This window comes from Variovorax endophyticus, assembly GCF_025376855.1.
In the GTDB taxonomy this organism is placed as follows: Bacteria; Pseudomonadota; Gammaproteobacteria; order Burkholderiales; family Burkholderiaceae_C; genus Variovorax.
Genome location: NZ_JAHUTH010000010.1, coordinates 19,449 through 38,186, shown reverse-complemented (window position 1 = coordinate 38,186; position 18,738 = coordinate 19,449). Strand labels below are relative to the sequence as shown.

Here is an 18,738-nt window from a genome sequence, read left to right as displayed (position 1 = left end):
ACCCTCGATGCAACTCGTCGGCATGCTCGATTCGCCCTATGTGCGCCGCACCGCCGTCTCGCTGCGGCTGCTGGGCATTCCCTTCGAACACCGCTCGCTCTCGGTGTTCAGCACCTTCGAGCAGTTCCGCGCGATCAACCCGGTGGTCAAGGCGCCGACGCTGGTGCTCGACGACGGCGCGGTGCTGATGGATTCGACCCTGATCGTCGAGTACGCCGAGTTCCTCGCCGGCCGCAGCCTGTGGCCGGCCGAGGCGGCGGCGCGGCTGCGCGCGCTGCGCCTCACGGGGCTCGCGCTCGCGGCCTGCGAGAAGACGGTGCAGATCGTCTACGAGCGCAACCTCCGGCCGGCCGAGAAGCTGCACCAGCCCTGGGTGGACCGGGTGCTGGGGCAATTGCTGGCGGCCTATGACGAACTCGAGCGCGAGGTGGCGGTGGCGCCGTGGACCGCCGAAGAAGCGGCGCTGACGCAGGACGCCGTCTCGGCGGCCGTGGCCTGGTCGTTCACGCAGCTGATGCTGCCCGAGCTGGTGGCACCCGCGCGTTGCCCGGCACTGGCGGCCCATGCCGCGCGCGCCGAGGCCCTGCCGGTGTTCGCGGCGCTGCCGCAGCTCTGATCAGGCCGCGATGTCGGCGCCGCGCTCGGCCAGCAGGCCGCGCAGCAGCGAGCGGTGGCAGCGCGACTCGTCCTCGCAGTAGCAGCCCACGGCCAGCGCGGTCCGGTGCGAGAGCGCCGCGAGCAGGTCGAGGCTGCGGCTCGCGTCGGCCTCGGCCATCTCGGCCTTGTACTTGCGCATGAAGGCCGTCCACTCGGCCGGCGTCCGCGCGGCCTGGCCCAGCTTCATGGTCTCGGTCGAGGGCGCGAGGTTCGGGTACCAGACGTCGTACCAGTCCTGCGACGCGAATTCGCTCTTGGGCACGCCGCGCGGCGGGCGCCGCACGGTGCCCACGCGCAGGCCTTCGCCGGGGCTGCGCGGCGTGCCGAGTCGAACGATGCGGATGCTCATGGATGGGTCTCCTCTAGGTACCGACGATGCCGCCGTCGCGCCGCCGGATCACCAGCGTGGCCGAGCGCGGCCGCGCGCTGCCCGGCGCGGTGCCGTCGGGCCAGGCGCTGTTGTGCGTGGCGCTGCCGTCGTCGCGCGACTCGCCCGGATGCTGGACGTTGACGAACAGCGCGCGGCGGTCGGGTGCGACCACGCAGCCCGTGATCTCGCAGCCGCTGGGCCCGGTCAGGAAGCGCTTGATGCGGCCCGTGGCCGGGTCGGCCACCAGCATCTGGTTGTTGCCCAGGGCGGTGTAGGGCGGCTTGCCGATCAGCTGGCCGCTCATGTCGGTCTGGATCCACAGCAGACCGCCGCTGTCGAAGTGCAGGCCGTCGGGGCTGCCGAACAGGTCGGCATCGGCGCTCGGATAGCGCGCGCCGCTGCCGGGCTGCGCGGTGTCGCCCGCGAGCACGAAATGCTCCCAGGCGAAGCCCGCGCTCGCCGCGTCGCCGTCGTCCTCGCGCCAGCGCAGGATGCCGCCGAACAGGTTGTCTGCGCGCGGGTTCGCGGCATCGGGGCCGGGCTTGTCGAGGTCGCCGCGCTGGCTGTTGTTGGTGAGCGTGACGTAGACCTCGCCGCCGGGGCTGATCGCGATCCACTCGGGGCGGTCCATCTTCGTGCCGCCCACCGCGTCGGCCGCGAGCCGCGCATGGACCAGCACCTCGGCCTGGTCGGCGAAGCCGGCCGCGGCGTCGAGCCCGTGGCGGCCGTGCACCAGCTCGATCCAGCGGCCGCGGCCGTCGGCGTCGAAGCGCGCGACGTACAGCGTGCCCTCGTCGAGCAGCCGCGCGTTGGCCGCCGCGCGCGAGCCCTCGCCGGCGGGCGCGATGCGGCCGGTGCTCAGGTACTTGTAGATGTATTCGAAGCGCGCGTCGTCGCCCATGTAGACCGCCACGCGGCCGTCCTTCGTCACGGTGCAGGTCGCGCTCTCCTGGCGCTTGCGGCCCAGCGCGGTGCGCTTGACGGGCTTCGCGGCGGGATCGAAGGGGTCGATCTCGACCACCCAGCCGAAGCGGTGCGGCTCGTTGGGATGGCGGCTCAGGTCGAAGCGCTCGTCGAAGCGCCAGTACTCGACCCATTGCGAGCCCGCCACCGTGCCGTAGCGGCGCTGCGCGGGCGTGGCCTCCTTGGCCGCCTCCTTCGGGCCGCCGAAGTAGCCGTGGAAGTTCTCCTCGCAGGTGAGGTAGGTGCCCCAGGGCGTGACGCCCATCGCGCAGTTGGCGAAGGTGCCGAGCACCTCCGTGCCGGCGGGATCGAGCGCGGTGCGCAGGCGCGGCGAACCCGCGGCCGGGCCGGCGATGCGCATCGGCGTCTTGCCATGCACGCGGCGGGCATAGGGGGAGGGCAGCACCTGGCGCCAGCCGCCCTCGGGCGTGCGCGCGATCTCGATCACCGACACGCCCATCGCATGCAGCGACTTGCGCACCTTCTGCGCATTCCATTCCTTCGCGCCGTCGGCATGCAGCAGCTGCTCGTCGGTGTACTCGTGGTTCATCACGAGCAGCGCGCGCCCGGGTGTGGCGAGCGGAAAGAAATGCATGCCGTCGTGGTGCATGCCGGCCTGCAGCGCCTGGTCGGCGGCGCTGTTGCCGCCGTCGGGCGCGAAGGCGGGCATCGGCTGGCCGGCGATGCCGGTGGGCGTGCCCCAGGGGTAGAGCAACTGCCATTCGTACTCGGGCGGCACCACGACCGCGTCGCGCAGCGAGGCCGGCACGGCCGTGAAGCCCAGCGCTTCCCTGCCTTCGATGGACACCGTGGGCTTGGTGGCCCCGGCAGGGTGCTGGGCCAGCAGCGCCACCACGGCGGCGGTGCCCGATTGCAGGAAGCGGCGGCGGTCGAGGGACATGAAAGGCGGTGCGGGTGTTGGGTCGGCGACAGCCGCCATCATCGCCGAGCACCGCGGCGCGCGATACTTTGCCAACGACCCCAGGAGACACACCGCATGACCGAACGCATCGAAACGATCCGCCACCCCGACGGCGTGGTGGAACTGCAGCTGGACCGCGCCGACAAGATGAACGCGCTCGACCCCGCGATGTTCGATGCGCTGATCGCCGCCGGCGAATCGCTGCGCGCCGACGCCACGGTGCGCGCGGTGGTGATCGCCGGGCGCGGCAAGGCCTTCTGCGCGGGCCTGGACATGGCTTCGTTCCAGCGCATGGAGCAGGGCACGGCCGGCGAGGTGCTGGGCCAGTCGGCCGGCGGCGCCGGGCTGGTGGCGCGCACGCACGGCCTCGCGAATGCCGCGCAGCAGGTCGCGATGGTGTGGCGCGAGGTGCCGGTGCCGGTGATCGCCGCGGTGCATGGCGTGGCCTTCGGCGGCGGACTGCAGGTGGCACTGGGCGCGGACATCCGCATCGTCGCGCCCGATACCAGGCTGTCGGTGATGGAGATCAAGTGGGGCCTGGTGCCCGACATGGGCGGCATGGTGCTGATGCGCGAATTGGCGCGCAGCGACGTGGTGCGCGAGCTCACCTACACCGGCCGCGTGTTCTCGGGCGAGGAGGCGCTGCAGCTGGGCTTCGCCACGCGCCTTTCGGCCGATCCGCTGGCCGAGGCGCTCGCGATGGCGCACGAGATCGCGCTCAAGAGCCCCGACGCGATCCGCGCCGGCAAGCGGCTGCTCAATGCCTCGCTGGCGCACAGCGCGGCCGAACTCTTGATCGCCGAGTCGGTGGAGCAGCAGGCGCTGATCGGCAGTCCGAACCAGGTCGAGGCGGTGCGCGCCAACATCGAGCGGCGCGCACCGCGTTTCGCCTCGCCCGGCTGAGCGAGCGCAACGACCGCGATACCCCCCGGGGGACATTCACCGGCACCGCCGCACGAGGCGGGTGGCCCTTGCACGCGACGCGCCCGCTGCCCGCGGCGTGCGGCGCGCGCCTGCGCGTTCGCCGGCCGGGCCGGTGCCTCATGACCGTCGAGTGTGATCTTTTTGGCTCAAACAATTAACAAATTGATGCCGATCTGACACAAAGATTTACGATCATGTAAAATGTAAGTATTCGTTTTGGTGCAATGAGGCTCTTTGGGTCTCATTGTGTGCACTAGGTCACGACCCGATGCTCTGTACACGCCAGTCGCGGGAAATCCTTCGTATCACTGTCATCAATTACTAAAAGAACCTTGCCAAGCGGCAGCGACCCTGCATGTCGACGACCACGTTTTTCTGCAATCTCAACGTCCCCATCCTCGTGGGCGAGGATCGCTACAAGTACGTCCCGATCGTCGGCGTGTTCCGCACGATCGCGATGGACGACGTCGACGCCTGGGTGATGCATGCCGACGGCCGTCCGCGCAGCGACCGCGAACTGGCGGCGGAGGTGCTGGTCGAGATCCGCAAGCCGCTGGGCGCCACCGGCCGCACCGCGCCGCATGCCTTCGAGGTGGCGGACATCCTGCAGCTCGACCGCGCGGCGGCGATCGTGGTGTCGACCTACCTCGCCGCGCTGCCGCGCGTCTGAGCGGCCTTCTTCCTTATCTTCCTCAGCGCTTCCCGCGCGCATCCACCGGCCAGATGGCGACCAGCGTGTCGTCCTCGACCACGTGGTAGACGTCGTGCAGGTTCACGGTCGGGTCGCAGTGCGGCGTCACGAACTCGACGCGCGCGCCCAGCGCCGGGCGTTCGTCGGCCGGCACCAGCAGCTTGCCGTGCTCGTCGCCGAAGAAGGCATAGCGGCTGCCCGTGCCGGCGCCGCGCGCCACCAGCGGCACGCCGCTGTCGGTGGCGAAGCACTTGCTGCCGCCGTCCACCGTGACCCAGTCGGCCGCCTGCGTGCTGACCACCGCGGCCTGCACGAACAGCGAGACCTCGAAGGCCTGTGCCGGCGCATTGCCGGCCAGCACCTGCGCGTACTCGGCGTCCATGAACACGTACGAGCCGGCCTGCAGCTCGGTGAAGCCGTCGCCCTGCGCATCGAGGTCGTGGGTGCCGGTGCCGGCCCCGGTCACGATCTCGAAGCGCAGGCCCTGGCGCTCGGCAGCGGCCACGATCTGCGCCACCGTCCGGCGCAGGCCCGCGGCCGAGGCGCTGCGATGTTCGCGCTCCACGATGTGCTGCAGGTTGCCCGCATAGGCCTGCAGGCCGCGCAGCCGCAGCCGCGGCTCGGCCGCGATCGCCGCGGCCAGCGCCAGCACCTGGGCTTCGGTGGCCGCGCCGGTGCGGTTGTAGCCCGCGCCGTAGTCGACCAGCACGTCGAGCGGATGGGGCAGGGCGGCCGCGGCGCGCGCGAGCTCGGCGGCATTGCGCGGATCGTCGATCACCACCATCAGCCCGCCGGGGCCGGCCTGGCGCGCGAGCTTGAGCACGCGCGCGATCTTGCTCGGCGTGACCGCGGGCGAGGTCAGCAGCACGCCCGGGATGCCGCCCGCGACCATCACCTCGGCCTCGCCCACCGTCACGCAGCTCACGCCGATGGCGCCGGCCGCGACCTGCATGCGCGCGATCGCCACCGACTTGTGCGTCTTCACGTGCGGCCGCAGCCCCACGCCGCGCGAGCGCGCGAAGGCGGCCATGCGCTCGATGTTGCGCGTCATCGCGCCGAGGTCGATCAGCAGCGCCGGCGTGTCGAGCTGCTGGCGGCCGCCGGGCACGCCGATCAGCGGCGCATTGACGGGGGAGTGGGTTTCGAGGGACACGGGATGTCTCTTTCTGTGGAGGGTCGATGTGCCGCGCCGGAACACGCGGGCGAATGCCTTGTGAAATGATCGCATCGAAATGAGCGCGCCTTCCATCGTCCCCACCGATCCCCCAGCCTTCGACGGGCGCGCGCCATGAAGGCGCTCGACATCGAGGCCGTGCAGGCCTTCGTGCTGGTGGCCGACCTGCGCAGCTTCACGCGCGCGGCCGAGGCGCTCGACGGTACCCAGTCGGCCGTGAGCCTGCGCATCAAGCGGCTCGAGGACGGGCTGGGCCGCCGGCTGCTCGAGCGCACGCCGCGCCGCGTGCGGCTGTCGGCCGAGGGTGATGCCTTCCTGCCCTTCGCGCGCAACCTGCTGGCCGCGCACAGCGGCGCGCTCGATGCCTTCGCGGCGCCGCGCCGCAGGCTGGTGGTGGGCCTGAGCCACCACATCGTCGGCGCCGAGCTGCCGCTGCTGCTGCGCCGCGTGAAGCAGGCCGAGCCCGGCGTGGTGATGGAGGTGCGCATCTCCACCTCGCGCGAACTGCTCGAGGCCTTCGACCGCGGCACGCTCGATGCCGTGCTGGTGCTGCGCCACGACAGCCGCCGGCTCGACGGCGAGGTGCTGTTCGAGGAGCCCTTCGGCTGGATGGCCGCGCCCGACTTCATCCACCGCTCGGGCGAGCCGCTGCCGCTGGCGACGCAGGCCGAGCCCTGCAGCGTGCGGCAGATGGCCGTCAGGGCGCTGGCGCAGGGCGGCGTGCCGTGGTCCGAGGTGTTCGTGGGTGGCGGCATCCTCACGGTGGGCGCGGCCGTCTCGGCCGGACTCGCCGTGGCCGCGCTCGGCCGCCGCGTGGCGCCGGCCGGCACGATCGAGGTCGGCCCGGTGCTGGGCCTGCCGCCGCTGCCCGCGCGCGACGTGGTGCTGCATGCGGGCGTGTCCGATGCGCCGGCGCGGCGCGCCCTGAAGTCGCTGTCGGACGCGATGCGCGCGACGGCCGGCGGCCTCACGCGCTGAGCGCGCGCAGGGCGATGGCCGCCACGGCGGTGGCCATCGCCAGCACGGCGGCGCTCGAGAGCACGGCCAGCAGATGGCCCGCGAGCAGGTCGAAGGCGGTGCTCATGGCAGCGTCTCCAGGCCCGGCTTCGCGAGGTGCAGCACTTCGTAGATCGCATCGCCATCGCCCGCATCGGGCGCCTCGGGCGCATCCGTCAGCAGCGTGAAGCGCACGATCCGCCAGGCGGCGAGATCGAGCGCGCTCCAGGTCGCGACCACGCCCGCTTCTGGCTCGCGGGCCTGCGCGGCGAACACCGCCGCGCGATCGGCATCGGCATCGAGCGCGCGCTCGCTGCGCCGCAGCCAGGCCGCGCGTTCGGTGCGCGCCGCGCCGGCGCGCGCATCGAGCGGCAGCCAGCTCTCCACGCGCGGCCGGCCGAAGCTGTCGATCACGTTCTGGAAGCGCTCGCCCATCAGGAACGAAGCCGCGGCCGCCGGCTCGCGCCACAGGTAGACCGAGGCGTAGAGGTGGCCGACCGCACGGTGCCGGCCGCGCTCCTGCGCGACGAAGGCCTTGAACACCAGGCCCTCGGTGTGGTCCCACAGCGGGCCGCGCTGCGCCGCGCGGCGGCGGATGGCTTCCATGTCGTGGCCGGCCGGCAGCCGGTGCGAGTACTGCATCGCGAACATCGTGTCGCTCCTTGCATGCTTTGTTGAAGATGCAGCGAGCTTGCGATGCCGGGCGGGCCGGTTGAAGGGGCCGCGCGATATAGCTGTGATGTGGCGGCGCAATCGTCGCGTCGTTGCCGCGCAGCTAGGCGCGGCGCTTCGCCGCCTTAGGCGCCCGCGCGCGCAGGCCCTCGACCAGCAGGCGCCCCGTGGTCTGCAGATGCTCCGTGATCAGCGCCTGCGCGGCCTGCACGTCCTTGCCGAGCACCGCGTCGACCAGCGCCTGGTGCTCGCCGCGCACGTCGCGCCGGTCGCCGCCCAGCGGCGCCGACAGCTGCCGGTAGCGCTCGCTCTGCTGGTAGAGCATCAGGTGCATGCGCAGCAGCCAGCCGTTGGGGCAGCCGCTCACCAGCGCATGGTGGAACTCGGCATGGGCGACGGTCCAGTCCTCGCTCAGCAGGGTCTGCGGCAGCTCGTGCTGCAGCTCGGCCAGCCGCGACAGCCGGTGGTGGGCCGACACCACGCGGCCTTCCCATTCGAGGCCGCCATGGCGGATCGCCTCGGCCAGGCAGAGCTTCTCGATCTCGATGCGTGCCTGCACCAGGTCCTCGAGCTCGGGCTCGGAGATCGGGCTGACCCGGAAACCACGCGCGGGCTCCGACACCACCAGCGACTCGGCCTCGAGCATCGCCAGACCCTCGCGCACCGCGCCCGCGCTCACGTCGAGTTCCTCGGCCAGCGCGGCGATGTTGAGCTTGGCGTCGGGCAGCAGGCGGCCGCCGACGATCGCGGCGCGCAGGTGGGTGAACACCAGCCGGGTCTGGCTCATGCCCTTGGTCTTCTCGTTCATCGCGTCCTTTCGCGCCGTGGTGTTGTCCCGGATCATACTTGGCAGGCTTTTAAATCTATGATTCAATAAATAATATATTATTTGAACGAAAAACCACGGATCCACCCGTCCACCGGAGACAAGCCGCCATGACCGCTTCCTCGCTTCGCACCGTCAAGAACCCGCCGCGCGCCGCGCTGCAAGCCGTGCATTCGCTCGACCGCTTCGTGTTCACCGTGCCCGACCTCGCCGAGGCCGAGCGCTTCTATGCCGCCTTCGGCCTTGATCCGCGCCGCGATGGCGGCCGGCTCGACCTCCACACCGTCGGCCATCCGCAGGCCTGGGGTTCGCTCCACGAAGCGCCGGGCCGTCCGAAGAAGCTGCAGTACCTGCGCTTCGGCTGCTTCGCGGAGGACTTCGACGCCATCGCCGCGCGCGCGCGGCACCTGGGCCTGCCGCACTGCGCGGCCCATCCGCTGAGCGCGGGGCAGGGCGGCGAGGCCGGTCTCTGGCTGCTGCATCCCGACGGCTTCCCGGTGCAGGTCGTGGTGGCCGCCAAGAGCTCGCCCGAGGCCGCGGGCGAACGGGTGCTCGCGCCGCGTCCACCGCCGGGCGTGGGCGCGTCACTCAACCGCGCGCGCATCCCGAAGGTGCACCCGCGCCGGCTTTCGCACGTGCTGCTGTTCAGCGCCAAGGTGCCCGAGGCGGTGCGCTTCTTCGAGGAGGCTCTGGGCCTGCGCGTCTCCGACCGCTCGGGCGACCTGATCGTGTTCATGCACGGCGTGCACGGCAGCGACCATCACCTGGTCGCGATGGCCAAGTCGGGCGGGCCCGGCCTGCATCACCTGAGCTGGGACGTGGCCGACATCGACGAAGTCGGCCGCGGCATGGAGCAGATGCTGGCCGTCGGCCATGTGCGCGGCTGGGGCGTGGGGCGTCACGTGCTGGGCTCGAACTACTTCCACTACGTGCGCGATCCCTGGGGCAGCTATTCGGAATATTCGTACGACATCGACTTCGTGCCCGGCGACTTCGACTGGCCCGCCGCCGACCATCCGCCCGAAGACTCCTTCTATGCCTGGGGCCCGCGCGTGCCCGAGGACTTTGTCACCAACTTCGAGATCGAGCCCGCGCCGCCGGCCGCCGATCCCGCCGCCTGATCCTTTCGCCTTCTTCTTTCTCTTTCACCCACCACAAGGAACTCCCATGCGCCTCCTGGCCTTTCAAAGCAGCGGCAAGCCCGCCCTCGGTCTTCGTCTTGGCGACGAAGTCGTGAACCTCAGCGCCGAAGGCCTGCCCGCCACGCTCGACGAGCTGCTGCGCGCCGGCCCCGAGGGCCTGGCCGCCGCGCGCCGCGCCGGCGAGAGCGCGCGCAGCCGGCTGCCGCTGGCCGGCCTCGACTGGCTGCCGCCCGTGCAGTCGCCCGCCAAGGCGATCGCGGTCGGCCTCAACTACATCGACCATGCGGCCGAGAGCAAGTTCGACCCGCCGACCTACCCGGTGCTGTTCCACCGCTTCGCCTCCTCGTGGGTGGGCCACGGCAAGGCGCTCGAGCGCCCGCACGTCTCGACCCAGTTCGACTACGAGGGCGAACTGGTCATCGTGATCGGCAAGGCCGGCCGCTACATCGCCAGGGACCAGGCGCTCGACCACGTGGCCGGCTACTCGGTGTTCAACGACGGCTCCATCCGCGACTACCAGTTCAAGTCGGCGCAATGGATGATGGGCAAGAACTTCGACCGCTCGGGCTCGTTCGGCCCCGAGTTCGTGACCGCCGACGAACTGCCCGCGGGCGCCGCCGGCCTCAAGCTGCAGACCCGGCTCAACGGCCAGGTGCTGCAGGACGCCAACACGCGCGACATGATCTTCGATGTGGCGACGCTGGTGTCGGTGTGCTCCGAGCCCTTCGCGCTGCAGCCTGGCGACATCATCATCGCGGGCACGCCCTCGGGCGTGGGCCTGGCGCGCAAGCCGCAGGTCTTCATGAAGGCCGGCGACGTCTGCGAGGTCGAGATCGAGGGCGTGGGCCTGCTGTCGAACCCGGTGGTCGACGGCGCCTGAGCCGAGGTCCGGGCGCGCTACACCGAGCAGTAGCGCTCCTGGATCTCGCGGTCGGCCAGCAGCTCGGCCGCGCCCGCGTGGTGCGCGATGCAGCCCTGGTCGACGATGTAGGCGCGGTCCGCGATCGACAGCGCCAGCTCGACGTTCTGCTCCACCAGCAGCAGCGTCTTGCCGGCGCGCTTCCAGGCCGCGAACAGCGCGAACATCTCGTCCACCAGCACTGGCATGATCCCCTCGCTGGGCTCGTCGAGCATCACCAGCTTGGGGTGCGCGACCATCGCGCGCGCGATCGCCAGCATCTGCTGCTCGCCGCCCGACATCGTGACCGCCACCTGCGCGAGCCGCTCCTTGAGGCGCGGAAAGGTCTGCGCCACCTCGTCGATCAGCTCCTGCTCGCGCGCGCGCCGGCCCGAGGCCAGGATGCCCAGGCGCAGGTTCTCGAGCACCGTGAGCCCGGGCACAATGCGGCGCTCCTCGAACACGTAGGCCAGCCCCTGGTGGAAGCGCCGGTGCGGCGGCAGGCCCAGCAGCGACACGCCGTCGAACAGCACGCTGCCGCGCGTGCGGCCCATCAGGCCCATGATGCTGCGCATGATCGTGGTCTTGCCCGCGCCGTTGCGCCCGATCAGGCAGACGATCTCGCCCGCGTGCACCTCGAGGTCGACGCCCTGCAGGATGTGGCTGCGGCCATACCAGGCCTCGAGCTTCCGCACCGCGAGCAGCGGCGATTGCGTTGGGGTCATCGGTGTTGCCCTCCGTGGCCGAGGTAGACGCGCTGCACGTCCTCGTTGGCGCGGATCTCCGCGGGGCTGCCCTGGGCCAGCAGGCGGCCCTGGTGCAGCACCACGATGCGGTCGCTCACGCCCATGATCAGTTTCATCTTGTGCTCCACCAGCGCCACCGTGCGTTCGGCCACCAGCGCGAGGATCAGGTCCATCACCGAGCGCGTCTCCTCGGGGCTCATGCCGGCCGTGGGCTCGTCGAGCAGCAGCAGCTTCGGGTCGCTCGCCAGCGCCACCGCGATCTCGAGCGCGCGCTGCTCGCCGTGCGAGAGCCGCTCGGCGCGAAAGCCGCGCTTGTCCTGCAGCTGCACCCGCTCGAGCAGCCGCTCGGCCTTCTCGATCCAGTCGCGGCGCGCGGCGCGCGGGCGCCAGCAGTCGAAGCCGCTGTCGAGCGCCTGCACCGCCACGCGCACGTTCTCCAGCACCGTGAGGTCGGGGAACAGGTTGGTCACCTGGAACGACTTGGCGATGCCCAGGTGCGCGAAGCGGTGCTGCGCCAGCCCGGTGATGTCGCGGCCGTCGAAGCGGATCTCGCCCGCGCTCGGCGCGAAGGCGCCCGAGACCATGTTGAAGAAGGTCGACTTGCCCGCGCCGTTGGGACCGATGATCGCGGTGAGCTGCCCGCGCGGGAAGCTCACGCCGATGTCCTCGTTGGCGGTGAACTGGCCGAAGCGCTTGGTGAGGCCGCGCGTCTCGAGGATGGCTTCGGCGCTCATCGTTCCATCCTCGCGAGCAGCGTGCCCCAGATGCCCTTCGGGAAGAACAGCACCAGCGCGATGAAGATCACCCCGACGATCAGCTGCCAGCGCTCGGTCACGGCCGTCAGCGCATGCTCCATCGCGAGGAACACGCCCGCGCCCACGAAGGGCCCGAAGAAGGTGCCCATGCCGCCGAGCAGCGTGACCATCATCACCTGGCCCGAGGTGTGGTACGACAGGGTGTCGATGCCCACGGTGGCGAGGTTGATCGCCGTCAGCGCGCCGGCCAGCCCGCAGAACAGGCCCGAGATCACGAACGACAGCAGCTTGGCGCGCTCCACGTCGAAGCCCGAGGCGCGGGCGCGCTGTTCGTTCTCGCGCACCGCCTCGAGCACCGCGCCGAACGGCGACTGCAGGATGCGCGACAGCAACCACACGGCCAGCGCCACGAAGCAGAGCATGAAGTAGTAGCGGTTCAGCGGCTGCAGCAGGTCGATCTGCCAGCCGCCGAGGCGCAGCGTGGGCACGTTCACGCCGCGCAGGCCGTTGTCGCCGCCGGTCAGCGAGGTCGCGTGGAAGGCCGCGAAGTACACGCACTGCGCGAGCGACAGCGTGACCATCGCGAAGTAGATGCCGCGCGTGCGGATCGCGAGCGCGCCGATGGCCAGCGCCACCAGCCCGCCGAGCGCGATGCCCGCCGCCACGGCCAGCGGCCAGGGCAGGCCGTGGCTGGCGATCAGGATGCCGCAGGCGTAGGCGCCGCTGCCGTAGAAGGCCGCGTGGCCGAACGACAGCTTGCCGGTGTAGCCGAAGGTCAGGTTGTAGCCCGCGGCGAACAGGCCGAACAGCAGGATGTTGATCGCCATCGCGTGGAAGGGCACGACCAGCGGGAACAGCGCGAGCACCGCGATGCTCAGCGGCACGCGGTGGCGCGTGGCCGCCTCGCGCAGCCGTCGCGCGCCCGGGGCCGCGGCGGCTTCGGCGCGCGGCGCACGCAGCGGGGGCGGGGAGGAGGAAGTGGTGGTGGACATGGTCTGGAAAGCGTTGGAAGCGAAGGGCGCGCCTTCAGTCGCGCGCGCCGAACAGCCCGTTGGGCCGCAGGATCAGCACCGCGGCCATCAGCGCGAAGATGGCGAGTTCGGCGAGCTCGGGCTGGAACAGCGTGGTCATCGCCACCACCACGCCCACCAGCAGGCCGGCCACGATGGCGCCGACCAGCGAACCCATGCCGCCGATCACGGTGACCACGAAGGCCTCGATCAGCACCGAGCCGCCCATCTCGGGATTCACCCCGCGCAGCGGCGCCGCCAGCAGCCCGGCCAGGCCCGCGAGCGCGGTGCCGAGGCCGAAGATCAGGAGCCACACGCGGCCCACGTCGATGCCCAGCACCTTGAGCACCAGCGGGTCGCGCGCGCCGGCGCGGATCACCAGGCCCAGGCGCGTCTTCTCGATGAACAGCCACAGTGCCAGCAGCAGTGCCGCGCACAGCCCGAGCAGGAACAGCCGGTAGAGCGGGAACACGCCGAAGCCCAGGTCGACCGCGCCGCGCAGCGCCTCGGGCGTGGCGAAGGCCTCGCCCTGCACGCCCCAGACCATGCGCACGCCGTCGACCAGCACGTAGGCCAGGCCGAAGGTCAGCAGCAGCGGGTAGTCCACGCCGCGGCCGTACAGCGGCCGGATCAGCCAGCGCTCGGCCACCAGCCCCAGCAGGCCGACCGCGAGCGGCACCAGCAGCAGGCACCACCAGAAGCTGCCGGTGAGCCCGTAGGCGTAGACCGCCACGTAGGCGCCCAGCATGTAGAAGGCGCCGTGCGCGAAGTTGACCACGCCCAGCAGCCCGAAGATGAGCGACAGGCCGACGGCCACCAGCACGTAGATGGCACCGAGCGCCAGGCCCACGAAGAGCTGCTGGAGCAGCAGGGAGACGGAGAGTTCCACGGCGAGGCTCTCAGGCGTGGCCCAGCTCGGCGCAGCTGCGCATGCGCGCCTCGTCGGGGGCCTCGGTGGCGACGATGCGGAAGATGTCGTCCTTGCCCTTGGCCTGCGCGGCGGGCTTCGATTCCACGATCAGCACCGACTGCACCGACTGGTGGTCGCAGGCGCGGTAGTAGGTCGGCCCCTTGTAGGCGTCGCTTTTGAGGGCCTGCAGCGCCTCGGCCACGCGGTCGCTGTCGGTGCTGTTGGCCTGCCTGGCCGCGGCCAGCAGGTTGCGCACGCCCGCATAGCCCAGGCCCGCGTAGTCGGTCGGCGCGGTGCCGCCGTTGGCCGCGCGGAACGCCGTGTTGAAGGCGCGCGCCGAGGGCGTGCTTTCCTCCATGCCCCAGTAGTAGCCGGTGCCGCCGATGATGTCGGCATACACCTCGTGGCCGTCGACCATGCGGCCCGAGTGCATCAGGAGCGGCGCGATGATCTTCGACTTCTGCTTGACGCCGAAGTCGCCGGCCTGGCGGAAGGCGATCGACTGGTCGCGGCCGAAGTTGCAGACCACCAGCACGTCGGGCTTGAGCGCGAGGATGCGCGGGAAGTAGCTCGAGAAATCGGTCTGGCCCAGCGGATGGCGGATGTCGGCCAGCACCTCGATGCCGAAGGCCTTGCCGGCCGCGAGGAAGCCGCGCGACATCTCGTGGCCGTAGGCGTAGTCGGCCGTGAGGAACACCACGCGCTTGCCCATCTTCGGGAAGGCGTAGCGCGCCACCGCGCCCGCGGTCATGTGCGGGTTCAGGCACTCGTGGAAGGTGTACTTGCTGAAGTCCTTGGCCTCGTTGATCGAGTCGGACTGGCTCACCGAGTTGTAGATGATCTTGCGCTGCTTCGTCGCGTTGTTGACCGACAGCTGCACCGCCGCCGACACCGAGCCCACGATGAAGTGCGCGCGGTCCTTCTCGATCAGCTCGACCGTGCGCGTGACGGCCTCCTGCGGGTTGAGCTTGTCGTCGCGCACCAGCAGCTCGGCGCGCCGGCCGCCGGCCGCGTTGAACTCCTTGATCGCGAGCTCGGCGCCTTGCTGCACGGCGCGCGCCTCGGCCGCGAAGGGCCCGGTCAGCGGGATCGGCAGGCCGACGCGCAACGGTTCGTTCTGTGCCAGCGCGCGCAGCGGCAGCGCGGCGCCCGAGGCCAGCAGGGCGCCGCCGGCGGCCTGCAGCACGGTGCGCCGGCGCAGCGAGGGGGAGGGAAGGTCGAGGGGCGAGGTCATGGCGTGTCTCCTTGTCGTTCGGGTCAATGCAAGCGATGAAGGCGCGGGCCGGGATCAGATGCGTCCGAGGGCGCGCAGCACCTTCTCGGGGGTCACGGGCTGTTCCGAAACGTGGGCGCCGAAGGGCCGCAGCGCGTCGTTGATCGCGTTGAGCACGGCGGCCGGCGCACCCGCCGTGCCGGCCTCGCCCGCGCCCTTGGCGCCGAGCTGCGAGGTGCGCGTGGGCGTCTCGATGTGGGCCACCTCGATGTCGGGCATCTCGAAGGCCATCGGCACCAGGTAGTCGGCCATGCTGCCGTTGCGCATCAGGCCGTGGTCGTCGTAGAGGCATTCCTCGTAGAGCACGCCGCCGATGCCCTGCACCACGGCGCCGCGGATCTGTTCGTCGACCAGCATCGGGTTGAGCACGCGCCCGCAGTCCTCCACCACCCAGTGGCGCAGCAGCCGCACGAAGCCGGTGTCGACGTCGACCTCGACATGCGAGGCCTGCACGCCGTTGGTGAAGACGAAGGGATAGTCGCGCTGCGCATAGTGGCGCGTGACCACCAGCTCGGGCTGGAAGCCCGCGGGCAGCAGGTCGGGGCGGAAGTGCGCGAGCCGGCCGAGCTCGGCCAGGTCGGACAGCGTGTCGCCGGTGGCCAGGCAGCGCACCTCGCCGTGCGCGATCGTCAGGCCCTCGGCCGGCCGCTTGAGGTGCGCGGCCGCGAGCGCCAGGATGTGGCGGCGCAGGTCGCGGCTGGCGAGCAGCACGGCCTCGCCGCCGATGCCCGCGCCGCGCGAGGCCCAGGTGCCGCCGCCGTAGGGCGTGGCCGCGGTGTCGCCGGTCAGCACGCGCACCGAGGCCATCGGCAGGCCCAGCGTGTCGGCCACGATCTGCGCGAAGATGGTCTCGGTGCCCTGGCCCTGTTCGCCCACGCCGGTGGCGCAGTGCACCACGCCGGTGGGGTCGAGCCGCACGGTCGCGCCATCCTGCGCCGCGATGCGCGCGCCGCCCACGCCGTAGAAGGCCGGGCCGGGATTGGTCAGCTCGATCAGCGCCGCCAGGCCGATGCCGCGGTGCACGCCGCGCTCGCGCAGCGCGGCCTGCTCGCGGCGCAGCGCGCCGTAGTCCATCAGCGTCTCGATGCGGTCCAGGCAGGCCTGGTGCGACAGCCCCTCGAGCAGGATGCCCGAGGCACCCTGGCGCGGATAGCTGCCGTCCTCCATCACGTTGCGGCGGCGCAGTTCGAGCGGGTCGATGCCCAGCTTCGCCGCGGCGAGATCGACCAGCCCCTCGGTCACGGTGCAGGCGATCGGATGGCCGACGCCGCGGTACTGGCTGGTCTGCACCTTGTTGAGGAAGGCGACATCGAGCGTGGCCTTGTAGTGCGCGTGCTTGTAGGGGCCGCCCGTGATGTTGATGACCTGGTTGCCCTCGATCGCGCTGGTGCGCGGGAACATCGAGAACGGGCCGATGCCCGTGAGGTCGTCGATCTGGAACGCCAGCATGCGGCCGTCGCGCGCCAGCGCGAGCCGCGCCTTCACGCGGTGCTCGCGCGCATGCACGTCGGTGACGAAGGACTCGAGCCGGTCGGCGACGAACTTGACGGGCCGCCCCAGCAGCACCGACAGCGCCACCGTCGCGAAGTCGTCGGCATAGGCATGCACCTTGATGCCGAAGGAACCGCCGACGTCGCGGCAGACCACGCGCACGTCGGCCTCCTGCAGGCCGAGCTGGCGCGCATAGAGATCGGCCATCATGTGCGGCGCCTGGTGCGAGTGGTGCACCACGAGGCGCCGGCCGGTGGGCGTGAAATCGGCCAGCACGGCGCGCGGCTCCAGCGTCACGCCGGTGTGGCGGCCGAAGCGGAACTCGTCCTCGACCACCACGTCGGCACCCTCGAACACCGCCTCCACGCCGCCGGTGTCGATCTCGCGGTGGAAGCACAGGTTGCTGCCGAGCTCGGGATGGATCACCGGCGTGGCGGCATCGAGCGCCGTGTCCATGTGCACCGCCGCGGGCAGCGGCTCCCATTCGACCTGGACCGCGTCGAGCGCGTCCTCGGCCAGGGCCCGGGTGCGGCCGAGGATGGCGAGCACCGCCTCGCCCTGCCAGGTGGCGCGCTCGATCGCCAGCGCATGCTGCGGCGGCGAGCGCATGCCCGCCAGGTGCTTGAGCGTGCCGACCCAGGGCGCGCAGACCGCCGCGAGCTGGCGGCCGTCGACGATGGCCGCGATGCCCGGCATGCGGCGCGCCGCCTCGGCATCGATGCGCACGATGCGCGCATGCGCATGCGGGCTGCGCAGGTAGACCACGTGCAGCATGCGCGGCAGCTCGAGGTCGTCGACGTAGTTCGCGCGGCCCTGCGTGAGCCGCTGCATGTTGGGCCGCTCGACCGACTGGCCGATGTAGCGCTGCGCCTCGATTTCGCGCACCGGCGCGGGGAGGGTGAGGTCGTTCATGCCGCGCTCCCCGCGGCGCCGCTACAGCCGCCGCAGCGTGCCTGCCGTTCCTGCCCGGCCAGCGCGATCGCGTCGACGATCGCGTGGTAGCCCGTGCAGCGGCAGTAGTTGCCCGAGATCTGTTCGCGGATCGTGTCGCGGCCCGGGCAGGGCGTGCGTTCGAGCAGCGCATGCGCGGTCAGCAGCATGCCCGAGGTGCAGGCGCCGCACTGCGCGGCATTGCGCGCCGAGAAGCTGCGCTGCAGGTCGGCGAGCGTGCCGGCGTCGGACAGGCCCTCGATGGTCTCGATGCGCCGGCCGTCGGCCTGCACCGCGAGCACCAGGCATCCGCGCGCGATCTCGCCGTCGATCAGCACCGTGCAGGCGCCGCACACGCCGTGCTCGCAGCCCACGCGCGTGCCCTTGAGGCCGAGCTCGTCGCGCAGCCAGTCGACCAGGTGCTGGCGCGGCTCCACGCGGCAGGCGTGCACCTCGCCGTTGACCTCGATGCGCACCGCGAGCTGGAGGTCGTGGGTGTCGGTGGTGTCCATCACTGGGCGGTCTCCGGTTGCAGCACGCGCTCGACCGCGCGCCGCAGCAGCACGCCGGCCAGGTGGCGCTTGGCCGCGGCGCTGCTGTGCAGGTCGGCGTCGGGCTGCATGTCCTCGTCGAGGCTCAGCACGGCCGCCTCGAGCGTGCTTTCGTCGGCCTGCGTGCCGGCCAGCCGGGTCTCGGCGCCGAGCGCGCGCATCGGCGTGTTGCCCATGCCGAAGAAGGCGATGCGCAGGTCGGACAGCCGGCCCTCGTGCACGTCGGCGGCCAGCGCGATGCCCACGATGGCGTAGTCGCCATGGCGCCGCGCGAGTTCGGCGAAGGCGAAGCGGCGCGCCGGGCCCGGCAGCGGGAACTCGAGCGCCACCAGCACCTCGTGCGCGCGCAGGTCGGTCTGGTAGAGGTCGACGAAGAAGTCGCCGGCCATCACGCGGCGCTCGCGCTGGCCGTCGCTCACGATCAGCTCGGCATCGGCCGCGAGCGCGCAGGCCGGCCACTCGGCCGCGGGATCGGCGAAGGCGATCGAGCCGCCGAGCGTGCCGCGGTTGCGGATCGCCGCGTGCGCCACGTGCGGCGCGGCCTGCGACAGCAGCGGCAGCCGCTGCGCGATCAGTTCCGAGCATTCGATGTCGACGTGCCGCACCAGCGCGCCGATGCGCAGGAAGTCGCCGCGCAGTTCGATGCCGCGCAGCTCGGGCAGGGCGGCGATGTCGATCAGCAGTTGCGGCTTCGACAGCCGCATGTTGAGCGTGGCCAGCAGGGTCTGGCCGCCGGCCAGCACGCGGGCCGCGTCGCCGTGCTCGCGCAGCAGGGCCGAGGTCTGGGCCAGGCTCTGCGCGCGCAGGTAGGAGAAGGCGGGGGCTTTCATCGCGGGC

19 protein-coding genes are annotated in these 18,738 nt (G+C 71.5%); 6 read left to right on the top strand and 13 right to left on the bottom strand.

Annotated features, from left to right (window positions below; translation table 11 throughout):
- Nucleotides 1-7 precede the first annotated feature (7 nt).
- Entirely contained in the window at nucleotides 8-616 is a 609-nt protein-coding gene (locus KV106_RS14910) for a glutathione S-transferase (RefSeq protein ID WP_261210887.1), read from the top strand.
- On the opposite strand, the gene KV106_RS14905 is transcribed toward KV106_RS14910, so the two are convergent.
- Together KV106_RS14905 and KV106_RS14900 are read right to left on the bottom strand one after the other, a co-directional pair.
- Complete coding sequence (locus KV106_RS14905; RefSeq protein ID WP_261210886.1) at nucleotides 617-1,006, bottom strand: DUF488 domain-containing protein; 390 nt, start codon at nucleotides 1,004-1,006, stop codon at nucleotides 617-619.
- A gap of 13 nt (nucleotides 1,007-1,019) precedes the next feature.
- Complete coding sequence (locus KV106_RS14900; RefSeq protein ID WP_261210885.1) at nucleotides 1,020-2,891, bottom strand: PhoX family protein; 1,872 nt, start codon at nucleotides 2,889-2,891, stop codon at nucleotides 1,020-1,022.
- 96 nt (nucleotides 2,892-2,987) lie between these two features.
- Here KV106_RS14900 and KV106_RS14895 point away from each other — a divergent pair, with 96 nt between their 5' ends.
- Together KV106_RS14895 and KV106_RS14890 are read left to right on the top strand one after the other, a co-directional pair.
- Nucleotides 2,988-3,815: a crotonase/enoyl-CoA hydratase family protein gene (locus KV106_RS14895; RefSeq protein WP_057594269.1), complete on the top strand. Its 828-nt coding sequence runs from the start codon at nucleotides 2,988-2,990 to the stop codon at nucleotides 3,813-3,815.
- Between the two features lie 376 nt (nucleotides 3,816-4,191).
- Nucleotides 4,192-4,506: a hypothetical protein gene (locus KV106_RS14890; protein ID WP_057594268.1), complete on the top strand. Its 315-nt coding sequence runs from the start codon at nucleotides 4,192-4,194 to the stop codon at nucleotides 4,504-4,506.
- A 22-nt stretch (nucleotides 4,507-4,528) separates the two neighbouring features.
- Here KV106_RS14890 and KV106_RS14885 read toward each other — a convergent pair whose 3' ends face one another.
- Nucleotides 4,529-5,680: a DSD1 family PLP-dependent enzyme gene (locus KV106_RS14885; protein ID WP_261210884.1), complete on the bottom strand. Its 1,152-nt coding sequence runs from the start codon at nucleotides 5,678-5,680 to the stop codon at nucleotides 4,529-4,531.
- Between the two features lie 135 nt (nucleotides 5,681-5,815).
- Between KV106_RS14885 and KV106_RS14880 the strand changes: the two genes are divergently transcribed.
- Entirely contained in the window at nucleotides 5,816-6,679 is an 864-nt protein-coding gene (locus KV106_RS14880) for a LysR family transcriptional regulator (RefSeq protein WP_261210883.1), read from the top strand.
- Nucleotides 6,680-6,781: 102 nt separating this feature from the next.
- Here KV106_RS14880 and KV106_RS14875 read toward each other — a convergent pair whose 3' ends face one another.
- Complete coding sequence (locus KV106_RS14875; protein ID WP_261210882.1) at nucleotides 6,782-7,348, bottom strand: DUF4865 family protein; 567 nt, start codon at nucleotides 7,346-7,348, stop codon at nucleotides 6,782-6,784.
- A 124-nt stretch (nucleotides 7,349-7,472) separates the two neighbouring features.
- The gene (locus KV106_RS14870; RefSeq protein WP_261210881.1) at nucleotides 7,473-8,177 is read right to left on the bottom strand and encodes a GntR family transcriptional regulator; all 705 of its coding nucleotides are present in this window, start codon (nucleotides 8,175-8,177) and stop codon (nucleotides 7,473-7,475) included.
- A gap of 128 nt (nucleotides 8,178-8,305) precedes the next feature.
- Between KV106_RS14870 and KV106_RS14865 the strand changes: the two genes are divergently transcribed.
- Nucleotides 8,306-9,316 (top strand): VOC family protein, encoded by a 1,011-nt coding sequence (locus tag KV106_RS14865; protein ID WP_261210880.1) that lies wholly within the window; start codon nucleotides 8,306-8,308, stop codon nucleotides 9,314-9,316.
- Between the two features lie 46 nt (nucleotides 9,317-9,362).
- Complete coding sequence (locus tag KV106_RS14860; protein ID WP_261210879.1) at nucleotides 9,363-10,217, top strand: fumarylacetoacetate hydrolase family protein; 855 nt, start codon at nucleotides 9,363-9,365, stop codon at nucleotides 10,215-10,217.
- A gap of 17 nt (nucleotides 10,218-10,234) precedes the next feature.
- On the opposite strand, the gene KV106_RS14855 is transcribed toward KV106_RS14860, so the two are convergent.
- From KV106_RS14855 to KV106_RS14820, 8 genes are read right to left on the bottom strand one after another with little or no spacing between them, the layout of a single operon-like run.
- Nucleotides 10,235-10,939, bottom strand: coding sequence for an ABC transporter ATP-binding protein (locus tag KV106_RS14855; protein WP_314733642.1), 705 nt, complete (start codon nucleotides 10,937-10,939; stop codon nucleotides 10,235-10,237).
- A gap of 17 nt (nucleotides 10,940-10,956) precedes the next feature.
- Nucleotides 10,957-11,715: an ABC transporter ATP-binding protein gene (locus KV106_RS14850; RefSeq protein ID WP_261210877.1), complete on the bottom strand. Its 759-nt coding sequence runs from the start codon at nucleotides 11,713-11,715 to the stop codon at nucleotides 10,957-10,959.
- The gene (locus KV106_RS14845) at nucleotides 11,712-12,728 is read right to left on the bottom strand and encodes a branched-chain amino acid ABC transporter permease (protein WP_082321953.1); all 1,017 of its coding nucleotides are present in this window, start codon (nucleotides 12,726-12,728) and stop codon (nucleotides 11,712-11,714) included. The genes KV106_RS14850 and KV106_RS14845 overlap by 4 nt, the downstream gene beginning before the upstream one ends.
- A 34-nt stretch (nucleotides 12,729-12,762) precedes the next feature.
- A complete protein-coding gene (locus KV106_RS14840; RefSeq protein WP_057594262.1) occupies nucleotides 12,763-13,635 on the bottom strand; it encodes a branched-chain amino acid ABC transporter permease in 873 nt (290 codons plus the stop codon).
- Between the two features lie 10 nt (nucleotides 13,636-13,645).
- Nucleotides 13,646-14,890 (bottom strand): ABC transporter substrate-binding protein, encoded by a 1,245-nt coding sequence (locus tag KV106_RS14835; RefSeq protein WP_261210876.1) that lies wholly within the window; start codon nucleotides 14,888-14,890, stop codon nucleotides 13,646-13,648.
- 54 nt (nucleotides 14,891-14,944) lie between these two features.
- On the bottom strand, nucleotides 14,945-17,332 hold the full coding sequence (locus KV106_RS14830) for a xanthine dehydrogenase family protein molybdopterin-binding subunit (protein WP_261210875.1): 2,388 nt from the start codon (nucleotides 17,330-17,332) through the stop codon (nucleotides 14,945-14,947).
- A complete protein-coding gene (locus KV106_RS14825) occupies nucleotides 17,329-17,862 on the bottom strand; it encodes a (2Fe-2S)-binding protein (RefSeq protein ID WP_261210874.1) in 534 nt (177 codons plus the stop codon). The genes KV106_RS14830 and KV106_RS14825 overlap by 4 nt, the downstream gene beginning before the upstream one ends.
- Nucleotides 17,862-18,731, bottom strand: a complete 870-nt coding sequence (locus KV106_RS14820) for an FAD binding domain-containing protein (RefSeq protein ID WP_261210873.1) — start codon at nucleotides 18,729-18,731, stop codon at nucleotides 17,862-17,864. Before KV106_RS14820 ends, KV106_RS14825 begins: the two co-directional genes overlap by 1 nt.
- Nucleotides 18,732-18,738 lie beyond the last annotated feature (7 nt).